Below are 25,178 nucleotides of genomic sequence, written 5' to 3' on the forward strand. Positions count from 1 at the left end.
TTTTTGAAAATAGGGTTAGAACGGTCACGGTCTAACTATTTATTGCGGAGCTAGGCACTCGTTTATTTTTTCTTGTTGAGCACAATCGGATTATTGATTCACATTATCCCCTTTAGCGAATGAACTCATCTTTTGGCGTCCTTTTTTCGGTTCTTAGTCCGTTAGCTATCCTATTTTTTTCGTCAGTTATTTTTTCAAAAATATTGATCATATTTTTGGTATTGCCAGCTTTTGGATACTTACCCATTTTCGGATCTGCTATAATTGCTTTGTTTAACTGTATTGGTTTCTCTACTTTTGAAAGGTTACTAGAAGGCGTTTCTTTGAAGATTTCTTGAATTTCTGGATGATCGGCAAATATTTTTTTGTATATTTCATGTATTCTTTTTTTTTCTGTCGTTGTTAAAGGCGAATGTTCATCATTCGCTCGTTTTCTCAATTTGTAAATTTCAAAGAAATAATCAGGAAGAGGAGATTTTATGTATTTTGATTTGATCACAGTTAAAAAACGTTTTTGCATCTCCAAAGTGGACTCGGGAACATCACTCCATTTTAATTTTTTTTTACCTTGTGAAGCAAGAAGGTCATGGCGGCAATGTAAGAGCGCAGTTTTTGCAGTAGCTTCTATTTCTTTGACCACACAATTTCCTTCTTTTTGTTCATGCATCGTATAGTCTAGTGACGAAAAGCTGTTAGAAGAGGAATGGTCAATAATTCTGTACAGAATATCATAACAAGTTTCGAGTTTAGGATGATCTCTCTGTGCAAACAATTCTTTACAAAGGGGAGCCATTTTCTCCGAAGGAATTTTAACCATATTTACAGATGAGTTTGACAGGTGCTTCCTTTTATCCACTAGAATAATTCTATAGTTTTTCGTTTCTTTGTAGATGAGTGCTCCGGAAACATGACCACTTTTTTTATTTTTCTTTATACTATAAGATAAGGGCAAAAGAATAAAATCTCGAGGATCATTTGAAATCATCCGCTTTAAAGTATGAAAAAGTTGTGTGTGACGAGTAAAAGAATAGAAATCCTTGCTTCGGTTGAGTGACTGAATCATTTTTAATTTGTCTTGCTTACGTACAAAAAATTCTTGTTCATCTTGTTGGATCATTTTAATATAAATAGAAAATAAAAGTGGGTAATTCACTTTATCATCTTCCGGAGACCATCTATTATTTTTCTTTAATGATAAAGAAAGAGCAAATATATCAAGATGTCGTTGAAGCTCTGTTTCGTAAGGCATAGGAGTTCCTCCATTTATAAAATAAATAGTAAAGTCTGCAATTTATTTTGCGTTATTTGCATAGTATGACATAGGTTAAAAGAGGACAGAAATCAATTTTTTCTCCAAATAAAAAAACTTGGAATCGAAGTGATTCCAAGTTTTTTTGATAAATTAAGCCATAAATAAGAATTTGTATAAGAAGACAGCAACGATACCAGCACAAATCGGTGCAACAACAGGTACCCATGCATAACCCCATTGTGATGAACCTTTATGTTTTAATGGTAACAATGCGTGGACTAAACGTGGTGCGAAGTCACGTGCTGGGTTCAAACCAGGTCCAGTAGGTCCGCCGAGAGAAGCAACTAACGTCCATACTAAGAAACCAAGAGCTAAGTGTGCTGTACCAAGATTGTCTTGGAAGAAAGGTGCTTTAGTAATTCCTAGTGCACCAAAGAATAAAACAAATGATCCAAAGAATTCATTAACAAAACCATTGAATTTAGAACCAACACTGTTGATTGTTGAGAAAGTACCTAATACATGGTTTACATCGTCTGTTTGATCATAATAAGGTTTGTAGCAAGCTACAACGATCAATTGTCCAATTGCGGCACCAATCAATTGAGCAGCAATATAAGGTAATACTTCAGCCCATGGGAATAAACCATTTGAGGCAAGAGCAATTGTGAACGCTGGGTTAATATGATTTCCACTGATACCACCAAAAATCATTGCTGGCATCATTACACCACAGCCATAACCTACAGCGATCAACATCCAGTCACTTCCATAACCTTTTGTTCCTTTTAAATCTACGTTTGCTACAGCACCATTCCCAAGAATGATTAATAAAGCTGTACCGATCATTTCCGCCACAAGACGGTTCATAAGTGAATAATCCATATATACCTCCAAAATTTATAAAAATGCAAAAAAAAAAGAAACAACAACACAATAGGTGTAGTGCTTCGCATCCTACGTTTTTATTGGTCATAAATAAGTGCAGATAAAAAAATGATTTCTATGTATAAAAGAAATCTGACCAACTTCCAAAACAACGTATGGAACTTTCCCACAAAACACCAACCTTAATTATAAATATACCAAAAAAAAACGATTATATTTTTCAAATATTGTACTTTAGAAACAGCACAATTTGAAAATTTCAGAAAAATATTGTTAGTAAAATGAAAGCTAACAATAAGGAGTGTTTCATAGATGAAATTTTTTCAAGAATTTTTTATTATCCTCTTTTTCTCAGTTTTAGGTGAAGGAACTCGTGTATTGTTCCATTTACCAATTCCTGGAAGTATCCTAGGTATCTTATTTTTGTTCCTAGCTTTTGAGATGCGACTAGTAAAGCCTGAGCATTTAGGAGGAACAGGTGATTTTTTATTAAATAATTTAACGATTTTATTCGTCCCGGCAGGGGTAGGTTTACTTGACTATTTTGGTGATATTGCGACAATTTGGCCTATTTTATTAGGTGCAGTAGTGATCTGTTCGATCGTAACGATGGTCGTAGCAGGCAAAACGGCAGAAGTAGTAGAAAAAATGTTACAATCTGTTCAATTGAAACAAACAAGTAGCCAAAAGTTGCAGAAAATCAAAAGGAAGGAGCAACAAATTGACTGAATTTATTCGTAACCCATTATTTGGATTAAGCTTAACGTTAGGTGTCTACGTATTATCAGATAAATTTTTACGCAAGTATAAATTGCCGATTATCAATCCGTTAGTATTGTCTATTTTAGTGATCATTCTTTTTCTTCATTTTTCTGGAATCAGTTACCAGGATTATAATGTGGGTGGGAATTTTTTGACCATGATGATCACGCCAGCAACAGTTGCATTAGCTATTCCTTTATATAAAAATTTTCATTTGTTAAAAGAAAATTTTTTCCCAGTCATTGCGGCAATCTTAGCGGGGATCGTAGCTAATTGCTTAGTCAGTGTGGGTATTGGCTATTTATTTACATTAAAAAAAGCGATGGTCATTTCTCTGCTACCTAAATCAGTGACAACAGCGATATCTGTTGATCTTTCTCATACGATGGGAGGAATCAATGCGGTCACGCTTGCAATTGTTGTTTCTACTGGTATCTTTGGGTCGTTGATCGCTACTCATATCTTTCGTCTTTTTAAGATCAGCAGTCCGATTGCTAAGGGGGTTGCGTTAGGAAGTACCTCTCATGCGATTGGTACAGCAAAGGCAATCGAATTGGGTGAGATCGAAGGGATTATTTCAGGCTTAGCCATTGGCGTCAATGGCATGCTGACCGTCTTTTTATTACCATTATTATTTCAGTTTTTTACTAACCTGTTTTGATGTTGTTTCCCAGGATTTATGCTACAATGAAAAAAACGTTCTAGCATAAAGGAGTGGTAAAAGTTGTATTTGTCATCTGAATATTTAAAACGATTTGATAAAGACCTTTATTATAAAATTCTCCTGCTGGAAAGTTTCGAGGATCATCAGTGGCACACGATTGCTGAACTGGCACAAACAGTCCAATTAGATGCAAGAAGTGTCGCTAAGTACTTAAACGAATTAACAAAAAATTACCATCAGTTCAACGAGAGCTCTCAAACATTGTTTATGAAAACCCCTCGTTCTGGCTATTCCTTTTATGATACGCTTGATTCTATCGAACATGAGCGTTTTTTGATTTTTCTCGTGCAAAGTACGCTGAAATACCAGCTATTGCACGATATTTTTTTTGAAGAGTTTCATACGATCTATCAATTTGCTCAAAAACAATATATCAGCGAATCAACTGCGCGTCGAAAGATCAACGAGTGGAGAGAACAATTAAAAAATTACGGGATTTATTTACAACGTGGGACTTATGTGGTGCAAGGAGAAGAAGAAATCATCCGGCTTTACCTTCACATGACGTTTTGGCAGTTGTTTCGTGGGAAAATTTGGCCTTTTGTAACGATTTCACAATTAGATGTGAAAAAAATTGCTGAACAAATCATGGCTTTTTTCAATGTTCGCCTTAATGAGATCAAAAAAAGAAGACTAGAGTATATGTTAGGAGCTTTCTTCTTGCGTAAATCTCAGAAGCATTACGTATCGTTAAACGAACGAAAGCGACAACTGATTACTGATAATCCTATGTTTCAAAAATTTTGTCATTGGATGCAACCAGTGTTTCCTAACTATTTTCAAAATGAAGAAGAATTAGGTGCGTTATTTTTAGTTTTGATGACACGAGAAGAGTACTATACGGATGAAGACATCCGAGAAGAAATGTTTGCTTTCCATCGAAGGAGACAAACACCACCCTACCATGCACTTTATGAAGCAAAAGAAGCATTAGCTCTCTATCAAGTGGAACAAGGATTGTCAGAAGAACCCTTAACAAAAGAAGCTGAAACCTATCTTTTTAGTAGTCATTTATTTGCCTATCTTTTTCCAGAAGCTAAGGAAACCATTGATGGGAACGACAGTGACTTTATAAATCATTTGATGATCGAAAATAGTGAAATTGTCCAGTGGCTCGATTTGTTTTTTGAGACCGAGCAAAAAGTGGATCAGCTAGCATTTCAAAATACGTCTTTTTTGATGGGGCGGTATTTAACGGTTTTAAAGACAATGGGTGCATTTACACCAAAGTTACCGCAGATCACGATTCTTTTGATGACAGATTTCCCTCTGTTTGAAGAGCAGTTGTTAATAGAAGACTTACATCGTTTTTTTCGAAATGTTTATTGTTTGAAATTTTTACCAACAGATTATCGGGGACGAGAAGTTGATTTATTACTTTCAACGAGCAAAGTGCATCGTAAGCCATGGTCTGATTTAGAATACTTTATCGTGACTGGAGAGTTACAGTTAAACGATTATATCCAATTGTACCAAAAATTTGTGTTGATCCAAGACCGAAAAGATAAAGAAAGGAACGAAATAAATGACATTTGAAGAAATTTTACCAGCATTAAAAAAAGGGAATAAAGTGATTCGAAAAGGTTGGAGTGGTTTTGAATTGTATGTCGTTCTTGTTTCAGGAGAAGAATTTGACGGTTGTCCCGTTACCCCTTACTTTTTAATCAAAACAAGTGACGAAGGATTTTCCAGTTTTGCGCCTACAGTCTGTGACATTTTAGCTGAAGATTGGATCATTGTGGAATGAAAAATAGATACAGTGATCTAACAGAGAAAGTTGTTTTTGTCACTGGAGCAGCTTCAGGTATCGGACAGGCACAAGCTAAAGCCTTTTTAGAACAAGGTTCGCGGGTGTTTGGTTTTGATCAGCAATTAGGCCGAATGGACGATCTATCCCAGCAATTTTCTGAAACCTTTGCTTATTTTTTAGGTGATATCACGAATCATTCTTTGTTAAAAAAGGCGGTTGAACAGTGTCACGAAACGTTTGGAAAAGTTGCGATCTTGCTGAATACAGCAGGAATTTTAGATGAGTACCAGCCATTGTTGGAAACAGATGAAGCTTTATGGGATCGAGTGTTTGCTGTTAATGTCAAGAGTATGTTTCAGCTAACGCACTTGATCCTTCCAGATATGCTTGAGGAAGAAAAGGGGACAATCATCAATATGGCATCAATTGCTGGCTTTGTCGGTGGTGGGGGCGGGATTGCCTATACCAGCGCAAAGCATGCGATCGTTGGCTTTACGAAGCAATTAGCATTAGATTATGCTTCTAAAGGTATTTGTATCAAAGGAATTGCACCAGGCGCGATTCAAACACCTATGAATGCAGCTGATTTTGCAGGAAATGGTGAGATGGCAGAATGGGTGGCGAATGAAACACCTGTTAAACGGTGGGCGCAACCAGAGGAAGTTGCTGAATTAACGTTGTTCTTGGCGACCCCTCAAGCAAGCTATATCCAAGGGACGATCATTCCAATCGACGGTGGTTGGTTATTAAAATGATTTTGTTTTTTTTATTGTTTTCAGATAAGCTATGATTAGCGAATTTATTCGCACTACGGCACTTCAGTTGGAAGTCAATTCCCATCCTTTGGTCGTAGTTATTACCAAGAGTTGAGAGAGACGAGATCTTTTGTGGCATTTTTGACCACAAGGATGATCGATTGTATCACGACCTTGTAAAGGAGAAAGAATATGGATCAAAAGAAAATTCGTTCTACTAATCGTTTTACCACAGCAGAAATTGCTCGAATGGCACTTGTAACAGGCTTATATGTGGCAGTTACATTCGTGTTGTCAGTTATCAGTTTTGGTGCCATTCAAATACGTCTTTCCGAAATGTTCAATTATTTGTCGCTCTATAATAAAAAGTATATTTTGGCTATCACGCTAGGTGTTGCTTTAGCCAATCTTTCCTCTCCATTGGGATGGATTGATGTAGTAGTTGGTAGTATCAGCACCTTACTCGTCTTATTGATTAACTATGAGATAACAAAACGAGTAAGAAACATGAAAATAAAAATGGTGATTACAGCTTTGGTCTTTGCATTTTCTATGTTTACAGTTGCTGGACAATTGAAGCTATTCTATCAATTACCCTTTTTCTTCACTTGGGGAACTGTTGCTTTGGGTGAGCTAGCTTCCATGCTAGTGGGAGGAGTCATCATTTATTGGGTCGGACAAAAAGTAGATCTAAAAAAATAAACGACGATTTAGCTAAGTCTAAAAATAGAAGATAAAAAAGCTTACGATTGAAAGCTTTTAGATTGAAGGGACTGGGACAAAAGTTGTCTCAGTCTCTTCTAGTATCTCTAAAAACGAATAAACGGTGAGACAAAAGTAGCATCTTCGGAAATAAGCCGAAATTTACCAAAAATTTGAGAAGCAATTTTCGGAAATTCCTTCTTATTTCTTGATGCTGAACACTTTTGTCTCAACCTCTTTTTTATATGTCTATTTTCAAAAACAAAAGAAAAATTTGTCTTCTTTTCTTTAGAAAAATACTCTTTTTTCGCTTGATATTTTTTGATTTAGCTTTTTCATATTTAGACAAGCAAAAGTAAGCCCGATTTTCATGTGTATTTTTACAATTCCTATTTGATTGGTATAACGTAATCCATGAAATTCTTTTGTGGTGCTGAATATTCGTTCAATCGTTTCTTCTCTTTTTTTATAGAGATCTTTAAACTTACTTTGTTTTGAAAGCATCGGGTACAGCTCCAATTTATCGTTCTGTTTTAACTTATAAAAAAGACAAAGAACTATAAATAAGCACTTTGTCTATAGTCTGAGATGGGTTATAAACAGAGCCTTTCTTTTTCTTATTGCCATTTATCGTATTGAGATTTGTGTCGATTAAAAAGAAAAATGACAAAATATAATTAATTATTTATATCTTATATAGTGTTCAGAAGGGGAAGGCTATGTCAAATAAAAAATATGATTTACAAGATGAAGTTTTGATGACTGCGGCTGAAGCAAGTATGAATAACTTGAATACAAAAGATTAGAAGCAGAGATACTTAAAATTTCTTATAAAAATCGGTATAGCTTGTTAAAAAAAAGAAGGAACGTTTGAAAAAAATTGAAAGACCTATTCCTGAAGTATATCAGAAAAAAATCAAAAAATGGCTGCAACCTAATAGTTGTTTTGAAGAAGGTATAAAATTTGCACTTGATTATAAGGAAGTAATTTATTGTATCGGACAATTTCAGCAAAACGAAGTTTATAACGCTTAGATCGAATTTCAAGATCAAGAGTATTGTTTTGATGGACACTGCAAGCTTTTTATAAAAAAGAAAACTAAAATAGTTGTATATGAGGACTGCTGTAGGAATCACACAAGTATGCTAAATATGGGTTATATCCAGAAGATTATCAAGCTATAAAACAAATAGTTTAAATAATATTTGTTTTTTTATAAATATATAATTTGTATGAATGCTGTTTTTTTAGCTTTTTGGTGTTTAAAAAATATTTTATTATTTAAAAATACGTTATTATAACTACACCGTTTTATCATCATTATTTTTGGGTAATATAATGTATGAATTTCCATTAGGGGTTATTATTGTGTTGTAAACGTTTGCAATACAATAAATGAATGGAGAAGAACAAATGAAAAAAGAAATTGGTAGGTCCTCTAAAAGTATTTATGCTTTATTTTTCGCAATTCTTTTATGTTTAGGTATATTTTCTCCCATGGCATCAATAGTAGTAGCAGCTGATGAAATTGCTGTGTCAGAAGCAACTTCAATAGAAGTGGTGAAAAATGCGAAATGGGTCGCATTAGAACAGGAACTAGCTACACCTCAATATCAAGTAGCTTCGAAGGCCAATCCTGAAAGCACGGCACAATATATACTTAACAAATATGAGGGAGCAGAAGCCTTCGCTGCTGGGTTAGGTCAACGTATACAAAATGGTGGCTGGAATGTATATTATAATACAGCTTCTGGCAAACAAACTGCTCGTACCGCTTATAATGGTATGTATGTTGCTGCTGCAGGAACCGGTAGCCTTGCTACGGCTTTAGCTAAATTTAGTACTTCTGCTGGATCAGTAGTTATTGGAGCTGCAGATCTTTTAGCAGGTATAGCAATGGGTGCGCTTCATCTTTACTCAAAAGATTGCAGAGATAAAATTGACAACCATGGAAATACTGGAACTGCTCGGATTACACTTACTGAATCAAGATGGTCTTCTAAATATGATAACCGTTGGTAAATTGATCATTTAAACTAAAATACAATCTCTGTTAAATTTATTGATATAATAAATGAGTATAGAGATTGTATTTAGTACATGAGGAGGTGGGAGATGAAATCCCTGGGTTTTCTAAGAATTTGTCAATTTATTCTCTTAGCTCTAAGTCTTTTTTTAGCTATGAAACACCATGCATCATTCGCTTTGTTTCTATGGGCACTATCTAGTGTACTGAGTTTCACTATCCCCCAAAAATATCGATCCCTTTTTCGGTCACCTTACAAAGGATTATTCTTTCCAGTATGGATTGAAAATATTATGGAGTTAGTAATAACAATAGGTGTACTGCTATTGATGAGCTTTCTTTCATGATATAGAAATAAATACGTTGATTTGGAAATATAGTTGCCGCTTGGTAAGGGGCAACAATTATTTAGTTACTACAAAGAATGCTTAAACGTCTCTAATTTTATGTTGGAGGCGTTTTTTTCTGGCGATAGATCCTTCCAAAATTTAAAGTAGTGATCTGTTAGTTCAATGCTACTGATAGTATCCTAATGTACATGGTGTTCACGAATCAACTGTATAGCAACGTATTAAGAATTAAGAATCAGAAATTTTTACAAAATATAATTTATATCAGATTGAAGACAATCCTTATGTAAAAATAAGGTTTGTCTTCTTTTCTTTAGAAAAATACTCTTTTTTCGCTTGATATTTTTTGATTTAGCTTTTTCATATTTAGACAAGCAAAAGTAAGCCCGATTTTCATGTGCATTTTTACAATTCCTATTTGATTGGTATAACGTAACCCATGAGATTCTTTTGTGGTGCTGAATATTCGTTCAATCGTTTCTTCTCTTTTTTTATAGAGATCTTTAAACTTACTTTGTTTTGAAAGCATCAGGTACAGCTCCAATTTATCGTTCTGTTTTAACGTATAAAAAAGACAAAGCACTATAAATAAGTACTTTGTCTATAGTCTGAAAGCTTACGATTGTAAGCTTTTTTTATTTATCAACAATTCAAGGAATTTAGGTAATGCCACAATCAGTTTGAATCAGTGACGATTTTATTTTAAAAAATTTTTCGTAAAGGAATACAACGTAGTAGTTGTTTTGTCTAGTTATTTATCCATACTAAACAACTGAAGTCGAGACAAACGTTTTTTTAGAAACAGACCTACCGAAGCGGCAGCAATCGATTTGATTGCTTCAGGGATTATAAAAGGAAGAAATCCACTTAAAAATGCAGTGTGAAGAGAAAGACTGCTACTGATCATTAACCAAAGCATGCCACAGCATAATGCGGCTGCTGAACCAACTAAGTTTGCGGATATTGTCAGAGGATAGCGAGAACCGACTTTCTCCATGATAAATCCAATTAGCCAAGACTGGAGGATAAAACCAACTAGATAGCCACCGGTAGGACCGAATAATACACCAATCCCTCCAGACATCCCCGAGAAAACAGGTAACCCAATAAGACCTAATAAAAGATAGATCAAGACGGAGACAGTTCCTGTTCTCTTACCAAGGAAAGTAGCAGTTAAACCAATGGCAAAAGTCTGTCCAGTCAAAGGAATTAGACCTAGAGGGAAAGTGAATTGTGAAAGAACGGCAATGATCGCTGCAAATTCTGCAGCAAGAATGAGTTCTTTGAGTGATTTTGTCATAAGTTCTCCTTTGTTAACCATTTTTATTTTCTAAGTTAACGAAATTGTATAAGAAAAATTATTTTTTGTAAAGTATATTTTTTAAATAAACGAAGTATTCCTTCAAAATATTAGTCTATCTTCCTTTGAGGATAGGTTATATGTTCAGTTAAACATTGTTTCATTTTGAACTTTTTGGCAAGTCTCAACATATGATTCTAGGAGAGTTACACGGGCGAATCAAATTCAAATAAAGAAGAGAGCTAGAAAAGAGAGAGGGAAATCTACATAAAAAAAGCCCAACTATCGAATAGATAGTGGGCTTGTAAGCCAAAGCTTTGAAAATTATAGGCTTTGGTTGTAGTATTCAACGACAAGAGCTTCGTCGATTTCTGGATATAGTTCGTCACGTTCTGGTAAACGAGTTAATGAACCTTCCAATTTTTCAGCATCGAAGCTTACGAATGCTGGACGACCAACAGTTGCTTCAACAGCTTCTTTGATTGTTGTCATGTTTTGTGATTTTTCACGAACTGAGATCACTTGACCAACTTCAACGTGGTATGAAGGGATATCAACGCGTTTGCCATCAACCATCACATGACCATGGTTAACTAATTGGCGAGCTTGACGACGAGTAGTTGCAAGACCTAGACGATAAACAACATTGTCTAAACGTTGTTCTAGTAAGATCATGAAGTTAACCCCGTGTTTACCTTCTTTGATTTTGCTAGCTTTAACGAACAAGTTACGGAATTGACGTTCGTTCATTCCGTACATGTGACGTAGTTTTTGTTTTTCAGTTAATTGCATACCGTATTCTGATTGTTTGCCACGGCTGTTTGGTCCATGTTGACCTGGAGCGTAAGGGCGACGTGCTAATTCTTTTCCTGTGCCTGATAATGAAATACCTAGACGACGAGAAATTTTCCATGATGGGCCTGTATAACGAGACATTAAAATTTCCTCCAATAAAATAAATTTAGTTTTTGGAGTAAAATAATCCGATAAAAAATTCATAATCGTGTAGTCCATTCTTCAATCTTCACCTTTGCAGCCGCGGTTACGCAATTGAACCCGAATCGGGGCAATGAACTAGGGACGAAATTATTATTTTTCCGCTGCATTATTTTACACAAAGTCCAGTATAAGGGAAACAAGGTGAAACTGTCAAGTACGTTTCTCTTTAAAAACGCTTTACAAACCTTGTTTCACTCTATAAAATAAGAGGGTATCTTTTAAAAGCATGAAAAATAAACGTACCAATCTTAAAAAGAAATAAATGAAGGATCATGCTTGTGTAAGCACAGCCTATTTTCAACCTACAGAGCCACTAAAAGGTAGTGACAGTGATTTTTCAGCTGTCACCTAAGATACGGGCTTGATTTTTCAAGGAGGACTGTCTTGGAACTTTTAGTTTTTCAAAAAAATGAAGAAAAAGCACATCCAATGGAAATGTATATGAGAAATCAGTTCTCATTTGCAGGTGTGCCCAAACCAGAACGTTGGAAATTGCAACAAACACTTTTGCGTGAAAGCAAAGTGCTTGATGTTCCAGACCTTTTTTTCCTTGTTTTCTATTATTATGAAAAAAAAGAACGGGAGTATCAGTACCTGGCGATTGATTTGATTCAACAAAACATCAAACGTTTATCATTGGATGAGTTGGTCGAATTGTCTGTATTGGTACCGGAAAAAGCATGGTGGGATACGATTGATGCTTGGCGGAAAGTTTATGCTACATGGTGTAAACTTCATATGGAACAATTAGAGACGGTTTCTCTTTTGTTTGAAAAAAAAGAAGATTTTTGGCTTCGGCGAATAGCAATTACGTTACAGTTAGGATTTAAAGAAGCTACCAATCAGCTGTTGCTGGATCGAGTGATTACTGAAGATCGCTTCTCAAAGGAATTTTTTATTCAAAAGGCGATTGGGTGGGCATTGCGCGATTACAGCAAGACAAATGTTTCTTGGGTAAAAGAACAATTGACAAAAGAATGGTCTGCTTTGACAAGAAGAGAAGCAAGCAAGTATTTATAAGAAAGTGAGTCGACTAAAAAAATGAAACGTAAATTATTTGCTTTTGATATTGATGGGACGCTACTGGACACAAATAAACAAGCATTAGACAGCACAAGAGAAGCCTTGGATAAGTTACGTAAAGCAGGACATTTGGTAACGATTGCTACTGGACGTAGTCGTTTCCATGCGCAAGAGGTTATCCGAGATCTAGCATTTACAAATTATATCTTATGTAATGGCGCTGCTGGATTTTTAGATCATGAACAAGTTTATAAAAATTTGCTTGACCGTGAACAATTAGACAATTTTGTCAAAGAAGCACAAGATAAAAATATCGATACTGCTTTTGTGAGTCTAGATAATATCAAACGTTATTCTTCCAATCATGTGGGAATGATGGAAGAGGCAATGCATTCATTTGGTGCTGTTTTACCTGAACTGGATCAGTACTTTGTGGAAGAACAAGATATCTATCAAGCTTTAGCATTTTTTGATCAGAATTACGATCATCATTTTTCTAGTTACGATAAGATTCGATTTGTTCGTTGGCATGAAAAAAGTGTGGATGTTGTTCCACATGACGGTTCAAAAGCAGCCACGATTTTACACCTAGCAGAACAAGTCGGAATTGCGCAAGAAGATATCATTAGTTTCGGTGATGGCCAAAATGACCGGGAGATGCTGCGTATGTCAGGCATTGGTGTTGCAATGGGAAATGCAGTTCCAGAGGTACAAGCAGAAGCGAAGTTGGTTACTGATACAAATGATGAAGATGGAATTTGGAAAGCATTGAAGCAACTTTCCATGATTTAAATAAACAAGTATAATCTAGGATAGTAAAAAGAACTAGTTGGAGACTGACTTCAGCTAGTTTTTTAGTAGTTTCAGATGAGGGTTACGCAGAGGATTTTTCTGCCCTTTTCTTTCTACAAAAAAACAACTATAATATAGAATGATGTTAAAAGAGAAGAGGAAAACGTGTGCGGGTTTTATTTATTGGTGATGTAGTAGGTTCAATGGGAAGAGATATGATTACAACCTATCTTCCTCGTTTAAAAAAGAAATATCAACCACAGGTCACAATTGTAAATGGAGAAAATGCAGCTTCTGGAAGAGGAATAACTGAAAAAATTTATAAAAAGTTTTTACAAGACGGTGTAGATGTTGTCACGATGGGCAATCATACTTGGGACAACCGAGATATTTTTGAATTTATCGATCAAGCAAAAAAAATCGTTCGTCCAGCAAACTTTCCTGAAGGAACGCCAGGTCAAGGAATGGTATTCGTGAAAGTCAATCAAGTAGAACTAGCTGTAATCAACATGCAAGCACGTTCTTTTATGGTCGACTTAGATGATCCATTCCGCAAGATGGATCGCTTGATCGCCGAAGCAAAAAAAAGAACGCCAATCATTTTCGTTGATTTTCATGGAGAAACGACAAGTGAGAAACAAGCTATGGGATGGTTCTTAGATGGAAAAGTCTCAGCGGTCATTGGGACCCATACGCATGTACAAACCAATGATGCTCGGATTCTACCGCAGGGAACTGCCTATTTAACTGATGTAGGTATGACAGGTCCTTATGACGGAATTTTAGGTATGCGCCGAGAACCAGTTATCGAAAAATTTTTAACAGCTTTGCCGAAACGTTTTGAAGTCGTTGAACGAGGACGAGGTATTTTGAGTGGCTGTTTACTGGAATTTGATGATGCAACTGGTAAAGCGAAAACCATCCAATTAATCCAGATCAACGAGGACCGTCCATTTTTAGAATAGAAAGTGAGACATCTTTTGCATAAAGAGCCGAATATTCAACGAGAAGCGGATAAATTAGCTCAACTTTTAAGTGAACATGAAACGATCATCCGCTACCACGAACTAGAGCGAAAAGTACAAACTAGTTCCTATTTAGAAAAGTTAACGGAAGATATCAAATCTGCACAAAAAGAAGCAGCAAACTATGCTTATTATGGGAAAAGAATAGCAGAAAAAGAAGCGAATGGTCGGGTTGAACAATTGACGAAACAATTTGATCAACATCCGATCGTAGTAGCTTATCGGAAACAATTGCTTGAAGCAAATGATTTATTGCATCATTTGACGAAAATGCTGCAAGATGAAATCAATAATTGGATAGAGGAGGAAGACAATGCCTCAAAAAACTAAGAATACTCCAATGATGGAACAATATTTAAGCATCAAGGCCCAATACCAAGATGCTTTTTTGTTCTATCGTTTAGGTGATTTTTATGAATTATTTTATGAAGATGCCATCAATGCGTCTCAAATTTTAGAGTTAACATTAACCAGCAGGAATCGTAATGCAGACGAACCAATTCCAATGTGTGGGGTACCCCATCATGCAGCACAAGGCTATATTGATATTTTAATTGAAAAAGGCTATAAAGTGGCTATTTGTGAACAAGTAGAAGATCCTAAGACCACCAAAGGGATGGTTAAACGTGAAGTGATTCAATTAGTGACACCTGGAACAGTCATGGATAGTAAGGGACTATCTGCTAAAGACAATAATTTTTTGACAGCAATTGTTAGCCAAGGCAACGAATTTGGATTTGCCTACGCTGATTTAAGCACAGGGGAGTTAAAAACTGCTCATTTGTTTGATGAAGAAGCTGTACTGAACGAAACGACGGCTTTGCAAACAAAAGAACTTGTTTTAGGAAATGAAATTAGTGAAAAACTTGCTGAGCAATTAAAGAATCGATTAGGATTAGTTTTCTCAAAACAAGAAACAAGTGAAGAAAATGCAGAGTTTAATTTCTTAACCAGTGAGCTATCCGATCCACTTGAAAAAGAAGTGACCGGAAAATTACTTACTTATTTAGCAGTGACACAAAAAAGAAGTCTTGCGCATATCCAAAAAGCGATCGAGTATCAACCGGATCACTATTTGAAAATGGATTACTATTCTAAGTTTAACCTCGAACTAAGCCAGTCCATACGTACAGGAAAAAAACACGGCACGCTTTTATGGTTGCTAGATGAAACGAAAACAGCTATGGGCGGGCGTTTACTGAAACAATGGCTTGACCGTCCGCTGATTCAACTCAATCAAATCAAGGCACGACAAGAAATGGTAGCTTCTCTTTTGAATAGCTATTTTGAACGACTTGATCTACAAAGTGCATTGACGAAAGTTTATGATTTAGAACGCCTAGCAGGAAGAGTGGCTTTTGGAAATGTCAATGGGCGTGACTTGATTCAATTAAAGACTTCTTTAGAACAAGTACCGCTGATTCGTCAACTGATCGAAGGGATCGATCAAGGTCAGTGGACTGACTTATTGAAGGAAATGCAACCGATGGATGATCTGGTTCATTTGATTGATCAAGCAATTCAAGAAGACCCGCCCCTACAAATTACTGAGGGGAATATCATTAAAGATGGATTTAATGATCAGTTAGATACGTACCGTTCTGCGATGACTAATGGGAAGCAGTGGCTAGCAGAGTTAGAAGCAAGAGAACGTCAGCAGACTGGGATCAAAAATTTAAAAGTTGGCTTTAATCGTGTATTTGGTTATTATATCGAAATCACTAAAGCGAATCTGGCAAATGTTGAACTGGAAAAATACGAACGTAAACAAACATTGGCCAATGCAGAGCGTTTTATCACACCAGAATTAAAAGAGTTAGAGACGCAAATTTTAGAAGCAGAAGAAAAGTCTGTTGATTTGGAATATCAGCTGTTTTTAGCAGTGAGAGAAGAAGTCAAAAAAGCGATCAAACCATTACAAATTTTAGCAAAATCAATCAGTACAGCCGATGTTCTGCAAAGTTTTGCTACGATCAGTGAGCGATACCAATATGTTCGTCCTAAGATGGTCTCGGATCGACACCAATTACTGATTCAAGAAGGTCGGCACCCAGTCGTTGAAAAAGTATTAGGACATCAAGAATATATTCCCAATAGTGTGGATATGGCTGAAGATGAAATGATCTTATTGATAACTGGACCAAACATGTCAGGGAAAAGTACGTATATGCGTCAGTTAGCATTAACTGTTTTAATGGCTCAAATGGGGTGCTTCGTCCCTGCGCAAAAAGCGATCTTACCAATTTTTGATCGGATTTTTACCCGGATTGGTGCAAGTGATGACTTGATTGCTGGACAAAGTACGTTCATGGTGGAAATGATGGAAGCCAATCAAGCGTTGCGGCATGCGACACCAAACAGCTTAATTCTTTTTGATGAATTAGGTAGAGGAACTGCGACTTATGATGGAATGGCATTAGCTCAAGCGATCATTGAATATATCCATCAACATGTACAAGCAAAAACGCTCTTTTCTACACATTACCATGAGTTAACAGTTCTAGAGGAAGAATTACCTCAATTAAAAAATGTACATGTAGGAGCTGTTGAAAAAGACGGCGAAGTAGTATTTTTGCATAAGATGATGGATGGCCCAGCTGATAAAAGCTATGGGATCCATGTAGCGAAAATTGCAGGGCTACCTTCTAATTTATTAGCAAGAGCTGCAGATATTTTGCATACATTAGAATCAGGAGAAGTGAGCCATCATTCCGTGGCTGTTACAAGTGAGCCGCTTGAAGCAATAGCACAACCAGTAACTGATACTGCATCGATAGAACAAGAAGAAACGCAACAACTGTCCTTGTTCAGTGAATTAAGCGATGCCGAAACAGCAGTTATTTCTACATTGAAACAAATGAATCTGTTAGAAATGACACCAATGGATGCATTGAATCAACTCTATGAATTGAAAAAACAGCTGTAAATCAACGATAAATAAGAAGAGTAAGCTCACTATAAATACTATATAGGAAGAAGGCGTAGAATGATGGCGAAAATCCAAGAATTATCAGAACGCTTAGCCAATCAAATCGCAGCCGGTGAAGTTGTCGAACGTCCAGCCTCGGTAGTCAAAGAACTTGTGGAAAATGCCATAGATGCAGGAAGTAGTCAAATCGATATTTTAGTTGAAGAAGCAGGATTAAAAACGATCCAAGTGATTGATAATGGAGAAGGTATTTTGACAGAAGATGTTGAGAACGCCTTTAAACGTCATGCAACAAGTAAAATCCACAATCGTGACGACCTTTTCCGAATTCGTACGCTTGGGTTTCGAGGAGAAGCATTGCCTAGTATTGCTTCTGTTTCAGAGATGACGGTAGAAACAGCCAATCAAGAAGAAACGCAAGGAACCTATTTAGAGCTTAAGGGGGGTGCGGTAATGGAACACCGCCCAGCTCCTTTAAGGCAAGGAACGAAAATCACAGTCAGCAATCTTTTCTTTAATACACCAGCACGCTTAAAATATGTTAAAACGTTGCATACTGAATTAGCGAATATCGGTGATATTGTGAATCGCTTAGCCTTAAGTCACCCGGCAATTGCTTTTCGATTAGTCCATGATGGGAATAAGATGTTAGCAACTTCAGGAAATGGCGAATTGAAACAAACGATTGCCGGAATCTATGGGTTGAATACAGCAAAGAAAATGTTGAAGATTGAAGCGAAAGATTTAGATTTTGAAATCTTCGGTTATATTTCTTTACCTGAAGTGACTCGTGCTAGTCGTAATTATCTTTCAACCATCATTAATGGACGTTTTATTAAAAATTTTTCCTTGAATAAAGCAATTGTAGCCGGCTATGGTTCAAAACTAATGGTAGGGCGATTCCCAATCGCTGTACTGGAAATCAAAATGGATCCATTGTTAGTGGATGTGAATGTCCATCCAACAAAGCAAGAAGTTCGTTTATCGAAGGAACAGGAATTAACTGAGCTAATTACTCAAGCGATTCAAAAAGCATTGGTACAGGAGAACTTAATTCCCAGTGCAGCTGACAACTTGCGATTCAAGAAAAAGGTTGCTGATCAACCAAAAGCGGAACAAATCGAAATTGATTTATCTTACGCTTTTGAAGAAGCGAAACCTAAGAAACCGCAAAGCTTGAATTTTGATCAAACAACCGGAACATTTTTTGTAGCGGAAGAAAAAAGCGAGTTTGTGCATGAATCTGTTGATAAGTCTGTGGATAATGTTGAAAACTCTCCTGTATTTTCTGAAGAAACTACTAGTTATCCAGAAAGCAAAAGAAAAACAGTGGATAACTCTGGTGATATTGTTGATAACTATGTAGAAAAACCAGTGGATAAGAGTGAAAATGAGTTATCCACTATTGAAAACTTTTCCAACGAGCATGAAACAACAGCTGAAGAAGAAACTTCTTCAGAAACAGTTTATCGTGAGGATTTAGCGCTACATCCAGAGTTTGATTTAAGTCAAAATGGGCGCTCATTAGATCAAGCGATTCAGAAATTAGAAAATGAGCAGGTAACACAACGCTTTCCACAATTAGAATATTTTGGACAAATGCATGGAACGTACTTGTTTGCTCAAAGTCAGGATGGCTTATACATTATTGATCAACATGCAGCGCAAGAACGAATCAAGTATGAATATTTTCGAGAAAAAATTGGCGAAGTTTCTAACGATCTACAAGAACTACTTGTGCCGTTTGTATTAGATTATCCCAATAGTGATGCTTTGAAACTGAAAGAGAAAAAACAATTGCTTGAAGAAGCAGGTATTTATCTAGAAGAATTCGGTCAAAATAGTTTTATCGTCAGAGCACATCCTACTTGGTATCCAGCTGGAGAGGAAGAAGCGATTATTCGAGAAATGATCGATATGTTATTAACAACGGGTAGTGTTAGCGTGAAGAAATTTAGAGAAGCCACAGCAATCATGATGAGCTGTAAACGTTCAATCAAGGCAAATCATTATTTGAATGAAGCTCAGGCGAGGGTTTTATTGAAGGACTTAGCCCAATGTGAAAATCCTTTTAATTGTCCTCATGGACGCCCTGTGTTGATCCATTTTACTAATTCAGATATGGAAAGAATGTTTAAACGCATCCAAGATCCACATTAATGAGCCTCATGAAAAGGAGAAGAAACAGATGAAAATTGTGTTAGCTTCGCAGTCCCCTAGAAGAAAAGAATTATTAGGGCGACTGGTTAGTGCATTTGATGTTCATCCGGCTGATATCGATGAAACACCTTTTGTTCAAGAAAAACCTAAAAATTATGTTGAGCGAATGGCAACTGAAAAGGCAAAAGTAGTCAAACATCAATACGATAATGATGTATTGGTGATTGCAAGTGACACGACAGTTGTTTTCAATGATGAGATCATCGGTAAACCAGCGGATGAACAAGAGGCAAAAGCTATCCTTCAAAAACTTAGTGGGAAAACGCATGAAGTATATACAGCCGTGGTGCTGACGAAAGGTGATCAAGAAGAAAAAATCTTAGCACAAGCTAAGGTGACCTTTTATCCTTTGACAACTAAGGATATCGAAGCCTATTTAGCAACCGGTGATTATATGGATAAAGCAGGTGCGTATGGTATTCAAAGTTTTGCAGGTGCATTTGTTAAAGAGATCCAAGGCGACTATTACAGTATTGTTGGATTTCCAATCGGTGCAGTTTACCAAGGTTTGAAAAAATTTATGTAGCTGCAGTTGACGAAAATCAGAAATTGAGATAGGATCGTTCAAGTTTGTGTCCGCTACTTTCAGTCATATTTAGAATTGCAAAGTGTATGAGTGATTGGTATAATCAAAACGAAAGAGGAGTTGCGATCAACAACTCCTCTAGACAGCACCGCGAAAGACGGTGGCGGTTGAATTTAAATATTCGACAAAGAATAAGAATAGCCAGTCTCCCGCTAAAGTGATGGCTATTCTTTGTCGTTTTTAAGCATAGTGACGATCAAACTGACTAAAGCGATGGTGAACGTACCAAAGCCAAGTATGGTTTGAACGATCTCATATGCGGACAAAAAGCGAACTCCTTTCATAGATTTTAGTACTTATTCCCATAAGCACCACCACCTTTGTGAGAAGTTGCCACCGTCGATCCACTTTACTGTCGAGTTTATTGTAGCACATTATCGCGACGAGAAACGTGTTTTATAAAACATAAAAACGTTATTTTTATTTAGGTTTTTTTAGAGGAATTCTATCTTTACGAAAGTTGTAAATACCTGAAGGAATTGGTATAATGAAAACGAAAGAGGAGTTGCGCTAACAACTCCTCTAGACAGCACCGCGAAAGACGGTGGCGAATTAGTTTAATAGTTCAAAAAGAAATAGCTATACTCGCTAAAGTGACGGCTATTTCTTTTTGTCGTTTTTAAGCATAGTAACGATCAAACTGACTAAAGCGATGGTGAACGTACCAAAGCCAAGCATGGTTTGAACGATCTCGTATGCGGACAAAAAGCAAACTCCTTTCATAGATTTAGTACTTATTCCCATAAGCACCACCACCTTTGTGAGAAGTTGCCACCGTCGATCCACTTTACTGTCGAGTTTATTGTAGCACATTGTCGCCACGAAAAACGTACTTTTTAAAACATAAAAACGTTATTTTTATTTAGGGTTTTTTAAGAGGAATTCTATCTTTGCGAAAGTTGTAAATACCTGAAGTAATTGGTATAATGAAAACGAAAGAGGAGTTGCGTCCAACAACTCCCCTGGACAGCACCGCAAAAGACGGTGGCGAATTTTTATTTTACAAAAAATAGCCAGTCTCCTGCTAAAGTGACGGCTATTTTTTGTCGTTTTTAAGCATAGTAACGATCAAACTGACTAAAGCGATGGTGAAAGTACCAAAGCCAAGCATGGTTTGAACGATCTCATATGCGGACAAAAAGCGAACTCCTTTCATAGATTTTAGTACTTATTCCCATAAGCACCACCACCTTTGTGAGAAGTTGCCACCGTCGATCCACTTTACTGTCGAGTTTATTGTAGCATATTAGCGCCACGAAAAACGTACTTTTTAAAACATAAAAACGTTATTTTTATTTAGGGTTTTTAAGAGGGATTCTATCTTTAAGAACGTTGTAAATACCTAAAGTAACTGGTATAATAAAAACGAAAGAGGAGTTGCGACCAACAACTCCCCTGGACAGCACCGCGAAAGACGGTGACCGTTTAATCAGATATTTCAAAGAGAAATAGCCAGACTTCGGTTAAAGTGACGGCTATTTCTTTTTGTCGTTTTTAAGCATAGTGACGATCAAACTGACTAAAGCGATGGTGAACGTACCAACGCTTAAAGAGTGAAAAATAACCTGAAAAAATTCACTAAAAGAATTTTTTCAGGTTATTTTTCATATAGTAGTATTTTTTATTTTAGTTGCGCTTTTCCAATTTTTTCGCTATGACGAACGAGACCTGTTTGATCTAATGTTAAGGCAGCAACTTTTTCATTATTTGTTAATACAACTAAGATGTCCGTTTTCTTCCCAGCCTGCTCAATTGCTGTGAGGTCCATGTCGGCTAGTTGTGTTTTTGGCGTGACTGAATCGCCTTCTCTTACATGGATCGTAAAAGGTAGCCCATTCAATTCGACAGTATCTAGACCCATATGAACGAGAACTTCCAGACCTTCATTAGTTAAAAGACCAATCGCATGTTGTGTATCAAAAATATTTGTTACTTTACCAGCGACTGGAGCATAAACTTTTTCGTTGGAAGGTAGTACAGCATAACCTTCACCCATCATTTTTTGAGCAAAAACAGGATCTGCTACTTCGGTGATTTCCTTGATTTGTCCATCTGCTACAGCGAATAACTCTTCTGTCGGAGTAGAAACTGCTGTTGCATTGGCAGCTTCAAATTTTTGTGGTGAAACGTTGTTTCCATCAGCTGTTTGTAGTTGTAAGCCAGTTGTGTTTTCTACGGGTACAGCAGGATCGATTTTATTTAAGATCCCTTGACGTCTGAAGATTACGGTTAAACCAAATGGAACAATAACTGCAATGATCATAGAAATGATGAACGGAACCCAAGTTTCTGCTTGGATAGCTAGAATACCAGGTAGTCCACCAACACCAATTGCATTAGCACGTACATTCATCAAGTTGGCAAACATTCCAGCTAAACCTGAACCAACCATTGCGGCAACAAATGGGTAAACATATTTTAGATTGATCCCAAACATTGCAGGTTCAGTTACCCCTAGATAACAAGAAATCATTGCTGGAATCGAGATTTGTTCTTCTTTTTTATTTCCGCGATGTAAGAAGATGATCGCAAGAACTGCCGAACCTTGTGCGATATTTGATAAAGCAATCATTGGCCAAAGATTCGTAGAGCCGAAATCGGCAATCAATTGCATATCAATTGCATTCGTCATATGGTGTAAGCCGGTGATTACTAAAGGTGCATATAAGAAACCAAAGACGGCACTAAATAACCAACTGATTGAAGAAGTCAAGCCAGTATTAACAATATTTGAGATCCAACTACCGATTGTCCAACCCACAGGCCCTAAGATGACATGGGCAGCTAAGACTGTTGGGAGTAGAGAGAACAATGGAACAAATATCATAGAAATCGACTGTGGAATATATTTACGGAAGAAAATTTCAAGATAAGCTAACATAAATCCAGCAAGCATCGCTGGAATGACTTGTGCCTGATAACCAATCATATCAACTTGAGCAAAACCAAAATCCCAAAATGGAATATCAGCCGCAGCTGTTGATGCGACACTATAGGCATTTAATAATTGCGGTGAAACTAACGTAATCCCTAAAACAATTCCTAATATTTGTGTAGTGCCCATTTTTTTCGCGATACTCCAAGTGATACCAACTGGTAAGAAATGGAAAATTGCTTCGCCAGGTAGCCATAAAAAGCCGTTTACGCCGTTCCAAAATTGAGAGTGTTCAACAATTGTTCCACCAAGACTTTCAAATTGGATTCCTTCTAATACGTTCCGGAAACCTAAAATCAGTCCCCCTACGATAATGGCTGGAATCAATGGTGTAAAAATTTCTGCCAAAACAGCGATTGCTCGTTGGACAGGGTGGAGATTTTGTTTAGCAGCAACTTTACTTTGCTCCTTGGATACGCCTTCAACACCTGATACAGCAACGAAGTCGTTGTAAAAGGTTGAAACATCGTTACCAATAATGACTTGGAATTGCCCAGCATTGGTAAACATCCCTTTCACACTAGGAATATCTTCGATTGCTTCTTCATTGGCTTTTTTTGGATCATTTAAGACAAAGCGCATCCGAGTGGCACAATGACTAACTGCAGCAATATTTTCCTTTCCACCAATTTCCTTTAACAGTTTCTCAGCATCTGCTTGGTACTTTGCCATAGGAATAAACCCCTTTCTTTTTAAACTTGTATACACAAGTTATCTTATCCATACTATACTTGTTTCTTCCTACTATTGCAAGCGTTTTACAAGTGAAAAATGAAAATGTAATCGCTACACTTGGCTTAGTGTAGGGATATGTGAAAAGAGGGGGCGATTGAAATAACAAAAAAGCTGTAGTATAGTTTATATGCGAATAAAAGAAATTGAATATTAAGTGGAGGAAATGTAATGAATAAATTTAATGAAATTTTTTTAGATTTAGAGCAAAAAATTTTGGATCAACAATACCCTCCGCATACTTTGCTCCCTAGTGAAAATCAGCTGATTCAAATTTATGGTGTTTCACGAGAAACAATTCGAAAAGCGCTTAACCTGTTAACGACTGAAGGTTATATCCAAAAGAAACAAGGAAAGGGTTCGATTGTTTTAGACCGCAATCGATTTGATTTTCCAATTGCAGGATTAACAAGCTACAAAGAATTACAGGAAACACAACGAATCCCAAGTGAAACCATCGTTCAATTAATCGAAGAAACAGAAGTGGACCAATCATTAAGTGAAATAACAGGTTGGAAGAAAAAAACGCCGGTTTGGCATTTGATTCGTCAAAGGAAAATCAATGGAGAAGTGGTCATATTAGATCGTGATTATTTATTAAAAAATGTGGTACCAACTTTAACAGCAACACAAGCTGCTGGCTCGATCTACGAATACTTTGAAAATGAATTGCAACTAACGATTGCTTACGCCCAGAAAGAAATTACCGTTGAAGAAGTAACTCCTGAAATCGAAGAGATGATGGATCTACATGGAGATCGCTATGTCGTGGTAGTAAGAGGACTGGTTCACCTCGAAGATACAAGGTGTTTCGAGTATACAGAATCAATTCACCGTTTAGATAAATTTCGTTTCGTCGAGTTTGCTAGACGTCGTAAAGTCTAAGCAATTATTACTATGAGCAGAATGTTTGCTTCTGATACTTTTGTCGTTATGATTAAAAGAAAAAGGAGGCGTTTTTAGTGGGCGATTTCAAGAAAAATGAGCGTGATTTAAAAGAGGAATTATCTCCAATTTCATATGCTGTGACGCAAGAAAACGCAACAGAAAGACCATTTAGTGGGAAATATGATGATTTCTATGAAAAAGGGATCTATGTCGATATTGTCAGTGGGGAACCATTGTTTAGCTCAGCCGAAAAATACGATGCGGGATGTGGCTGGCCGGCGTTCAGTAAACCAATCACTAGAAAAGATATTAAAGAAAAGGCCGACTTTTCTCATGGTATGCACCGAGTGGAAGTGCGAAGCAGTCAAGCAGATTCTCATTTAGGACATGTATTCAATGATGGTCCTGCTGAAAAAGGCGGACTACGTTATTGCATCAATTCTGCGGCTTTAAAGTTTATTCCATATGAAGAAATGGAAGAACAAGGATATGGAGAATATCTATCACAAGTTGAATAAGGAAGAGCTTTATTTTTGGGT

Annotated in this window: 25 protein-coding genes and 3 pseudogenes; 17 read left to right on the top strand and 11 right to left on the bottom strand. The window is 36.7% G+C overall.

Annotated features, from left to right (window positions below):
- Positions 1 to 112: 112 nt before the first annotated feature.
- Together IGJ32_RS00655 and IGJ32_RS00660 are read right to left on the bottom strand one after the other, a co-directional pair.
- Positions 113 to 1,249 (bottom strand): hypothetical protein, encoded by a 1,137-nt coding sequence (locus IGJ32_RS00655; RefSeq protein ID WP_051641763.1) that lies wholly within the window; start codon positions 1,247 to 1,249, stop codon positions 113 to 115.
- Between the two features lie 153 nt (positions 1,250 to 1,402).
- Positions 1,403 to 2,137, bottom strand: a complete 735-nt coding sequence (locus IGJ32_RS00660; RefSeq protein ID WP_342081900.1) for an MIP/aquaporin family protein — start codon at positions 2,135 to 2,137, stop codon at positions 1,403 to 1,405.
- A 315-nt stretch (positions 2,138 to 2,452) separates the two neighbouring features.
- Here IGJ32_RS00660 and IGJ32_RS00665 point away from each other — a divergent pair, with 315 nt between their 5' ends.
- The 6 genes from IGJ32_RS00665 to IGJ32_RS00690 all read left to right on the top strand — a co-directional run bounded on the left by IGJ32_RS00665 (position 2,453) and on the right by IGJ32_RS00690 (position 6,833).
- Positions 2,453 to 2,869 (top strand): CidA/LrgA family protein, encoded by a 417-nt coding sequence (locus tag IGJ32_RS00665; protein WP_010720392.1) that lies wholly within the window; start codon positions 2,453 to 2,455, stop codon positions 2,867 to 2,869.
- Positions 2,862 to 3,563 (top strand): LrgB family protein, encoded by a 702-nt coding sequence (locus IGJ32_RS00670; RefSeq protein ID WP_010720391.1) that lies wholly within the window; start codon positions 2,862 to 2,864, stop codon positions 3,561 to 3,563. The genes IGJ32_RS00665 and IGJ32_RS00670 overlap by 8 nt, the downstream gene beginning before the upstream one ends.
- 63 nt (positions 3,564 to 3,626) lie before the next feature.
- Positions 3,627 to 5,162 carry a helix-turn-helix domain-containing protein gene (locus IGJ32_RS00675; protein WP_228197261.1) on the top strand — a complete coding sequence of 512 codons (1,536 nt, stop codon included), beginning with the start codon at positions 3,627 to 3,629 and terminating at the stop codon, positions 5,160 to 5,162.
- Positions 5,152 to 5,373 (top strand): DUF2829 domain-containing protein, encoded by a 222-nt coding sequence (locus tag IGJ32_RS00680; protein WP_010720389.1) that lies wholly within the window; start codon positions 5,152 to 5,154, stop codon positions 5,371 to 5,373. Before IGJ32_RS00675 ends, IGJ32_RS00680 begins: the two co-directional genes overlap by 11 nt.
- On the top strand, positions 5,370 to 6,131 hold the full coding sequence (locus tag IGJ32_RS00685; RefSeq protein WP_063626417.1) for a 3-oxoacyl-ACP reductase: 762 nt from the start codon (positions 5,370 to 5,372) through the stop codon (positions 6,129 to 6,131). The genes IGJ32_RS00680 and IGJ32_RS00685 overlap by 4 nt, the downstream gene beginning before the upstream one ends.
- 192 nt (positions 6,132 to 6,323) lie before the next feature.
- Positions 6,324 to 6,833, top strand: coding sequence for a QueT transporter family protein (locus IGJ32_RS00690; protein ID WP_010720387.1), 510 nt, complete (start codon positions 6,324 to 6,326; stop codon positions 6,831 to 6,833).
- A gap of 327 nt (positions 6,834 to 7,160) precedes the next feature.
- Here the strand turns inward: IGJ32_RS00690 and IGJ32_RS00695 are convergent.
- Positions 7,161 to 7,313 (bottom strand): annotated as a pseudogene (locus IGJ32_RS00695) (transposase); the annotation flags it as partial.
- Positions 7,314 to 7,703: 390 nt separating this feature from the next.
- On the opposite strand from IGJ32_RS00695, the gene IGJ32_RS00700 reads away from it, so the two are divergent.
- Together IGJ32_RS00700 and IGJ32_RS00705 are read left to right on the top strand one after the other, a co-directional pair.
- On the top strand, positions 7,704 to 7,868 hold the full coding sequence (locus IGJ32_RS00700; RefSeq protein ID WP_193796983.1) for a hypothetical protein: 165 nt from the start codon (positions 7,704 to 7,706) through the stop codon (positions 7,866 to 7,868).
- A 463-nt stretch (positions 7,869 to 8,331) separates the two neighbouring features.
- On the top strand, positions 8,332 to 8,856 hold the full coding sequence (locus IGJ32_RS00705; protein WP_342081901.1) for a hypothetical protein: 525 nt from the start codon (positions 8,332 to 8,334) through the stop codon (positions 8,854 to 8,856).
- A 706-nt stretch (positions 8,857 to 9,562) separates the two neighbouring features.
- On the opposite strand, the pseudogene IGJ32_RS00710 reads toward IGJ32_RS00705, so the two are convergent.
- The 3 genes and pseudogenes from IGJ32_RS00710 to rpsD all read right to left on the bottom strand — a co-directional run.
- A pseudogene (locus tag IGJ32_RS00710) lies at positions 9,563 to 9,715 on the bottom strand (transposase); the annotation flags it as partial.
- A 246-nt stretch (positions 9,716 to 9,961) separates the two neighbouring features.
- Positions 9,962 to 10,510 (bottom strand): biotin transporter BioY, encoded by a 549-nt coding sequence (locus tag IGJ32_RS00715; protein ID WP_010736828.1) that lies wholly within the window; start codon positions 10,508 to 10,510, stop codon positions 9,962 to 9,964.
- Between the two features lie 324 nt (positions 10,511 to 10,834).
- Entirely contained in the window at positions 10,835 to 11,446 is a 612-nt protein-coding gene (rpsD, locus tag IGJ32_RS00720) for a 30S ribosomal protein S4 (protein WP_010720384.1), read from the bottom strand.
- A 447-nt stretch (positions 11,447 to 11,893) separates the two neighbouring features.
- On the opposite strand from rpsD, the gene IGJ32_RS00725 reads away from it, so the two are divergent.
- The 7 genes from IGJ32_RS00725 (at position 11,894) to IGJ32_RS00755 (ending at position 20,024) form a co-directional block, all read left to right on the top strand.
- The gene (locus IGJ32_RS00725; RefSeq protein WP_063626422.1) at positions 11,894 to 12,529 is read left to right on the top strand and encodes a DNA alkylation repair protein; all 636 of its coding nucleotides are present in this window, start codon (positions 11,894 to 11,896) and stop codon (positions 12,527 to 12,529) included.
- A 21-nt stretch (positions 12,530 to 12,550) separates the two neighbouring features.
- Positions 12,551 to 13,324, top strand: a complete 774-nt coding sequence (locus IGJ32_RS00730; protein WP_010720382.1) for a Cof-type HAD-IIB family hydrolase — start codon at positions 12,551 to 12,553, stop codon at positions 13,322 to 13,324.
- A gap of 167 nt (positions 13,325 to 13,491) precedes the next feature.
- The gene (locus tag IGJ32_RS00735; protein ID WP_010720381.1) at positions 13,492 to 14,289 is read left to right on the top strand and encodes a TIGR00282 family metallophosphoesterase; all 798 of its coding nucleotides are present in this window, start codon (positions 13,492 to 13,494) and stop codon (positions 14,287 to 14,289) included.
- Between the two features lie 15 nt (positions 14,290 to 14,304).
- On the top strand, positions 14,305 to 14,679 hold the full coding sequence (locus IGJ32_RS00740; RefSeq protein ID WP_010736830.1) for a YlbF family regulator: 375 nt from the start codon (positions 14,305 to 14,307) through the stop codon (positions 14,677 to 14,679).
- Between the two features lie 13 nt (positions 14,680 to 14,692).
- Positions 14,693 to 17,275: a DNA mismatch repair protein MutS gene (mutS, locus tag IGJ32_RS00745; protein ID WP_373169388.1), complete on the top strand. Its 2,583-nt coding sequence runs from the start codon at positions 14,693 to 14,695 to the stop codon at positions 17,273 to 17,275.
- 63 nt (positions 17,276 to 17,338) lie between these two features.
- Complete coding sequence (mutL, locus tag IGJ32_RS00750; RefSeq protein WP_342081916.1) at positions 17,339 to 19,438, top strand: DNA mismatch repair endonuclease MutL; 2,100 nt, start codon at positions 17,339 to 17,341, stop codon at positions 19,436 to 19,438.
- A gap of 28 nt (positions 19,439 to 19,466) precedes the next feature.
- Positions 19,467 to 20,024, top strand: coding sequence for a Maf family protein (locus IGJ32_RS00755; protein ID WP_010736833.1), 558 nt, complete (start codon positions 19,467 to 19,469; stop codon positions 20,022 to 20,024).
- Positions 20,025 to 20,248: 224 nt separating this feature from the next.
- Here IGJ32_RS00755 and IGJ32_RS00760 read toward each other — a convergent pair.
- The 5 genes and pseudogenes from IGJ32_RS00760 to treP all read right to left on the bottom strand — a co-directional run bounded on the left by IGJ32_RS00760 (position 20,249) and on the right by treP (position 23,691).
- Positions 20,249 to 20,390 (bottom strand): annotated as a pseudogene (locus IGJ32_RS00760) (putative holin-like toxin).
- A gap of 294 nt (positions 20,391 to 20,684) precedes the next feature.
- Complete coding sequence (locus IGJ32_RS00765; RefSeq protein WP_161306430.1) at positions 20,685 to 20,807, bottom strand: putative holin-like toxin; 123 nt, start codon at positions 20,805 to 20,807, stop codon at positions 20,685 to 20,687.
- A gap of 313 nt (positions 20,808 to 21,120) precedes the next feature.
- Entirely contained in the window at positions 21,121 to 21,240 is a 120-nt protein-coding gene (locus IGJ32_RS00770) for a putative holin-like toxin (RefSeq protein ID WP_080704594.1), read from the bottom strand.
- Between the two features lie 319 nt (positions 21,241 to 21,559).
- Positions 21,560 to 21,646 carry a putative holin-like toxin gene (locus IGJ32_RS00775; RefSeq protein ID WP_081128401.1) on the bottom strand — a complete coding sequence of 29 codons (87 nt, stop codon included), beginning with the start codon at positions 21,644 to 21,646 and terminating at the stop codon, positions 21,560 to 21,562.
- A 59-nt stretch (positions 21,647 to 21,705) separates the two neighbouring features.
- A complete protein-coding gene (gene treP, locus IGJ32_RS00780) occupies positions 21,706 to 23,691 on the bottom strand; it encodes a PTS system trehalose-specific EIIBC component (protein ID WP_081128336.1) in 1,986 nt (661 codons plus the stop codon).
- Positions 23,692 to 23,922: 231 nt separating this feature from the next.
- On the opposite strand from treP, the gene treR reads away from it, so the two are divergent.
- Together treR and msrB are read left to right on the top strand one after the other, a co-directional pair.
- A complete protein-coding gene (treR, locus tag IGJ32_RS00785) occupies positions 23,923 to 24,636 on the top strand; it encodes a trehalose operon repressor (RefSeq protein WP_010720375.1) in 714 nt (237 codons plus the stop codon).
- 77 nt (positions 24,637 to 24,713) lie between these two features.
- Entirely contained in the window at positions 24,714 to 25,157 is a 444-nt protein-coding gene (gene msrB / locus IGJ32_RS00790) for a peptide-methionine (R)-S-oxide reductase MsrB (protein ID WP_034698687.1), read from the top strand.
- Positions 25,158 to 25,178: the final 21 nt, after the last annotated feature.

Source organism: Enterococcus sp. DIV1639a, from assembly GCF_050530445.1.
Classification (GTDB): domain Bacteria; phylum Bacillota; class Bacilli; order Lactobacillales; family Enterococcaceae; genus Enterococcus_B; species Enterococcus_B hirae.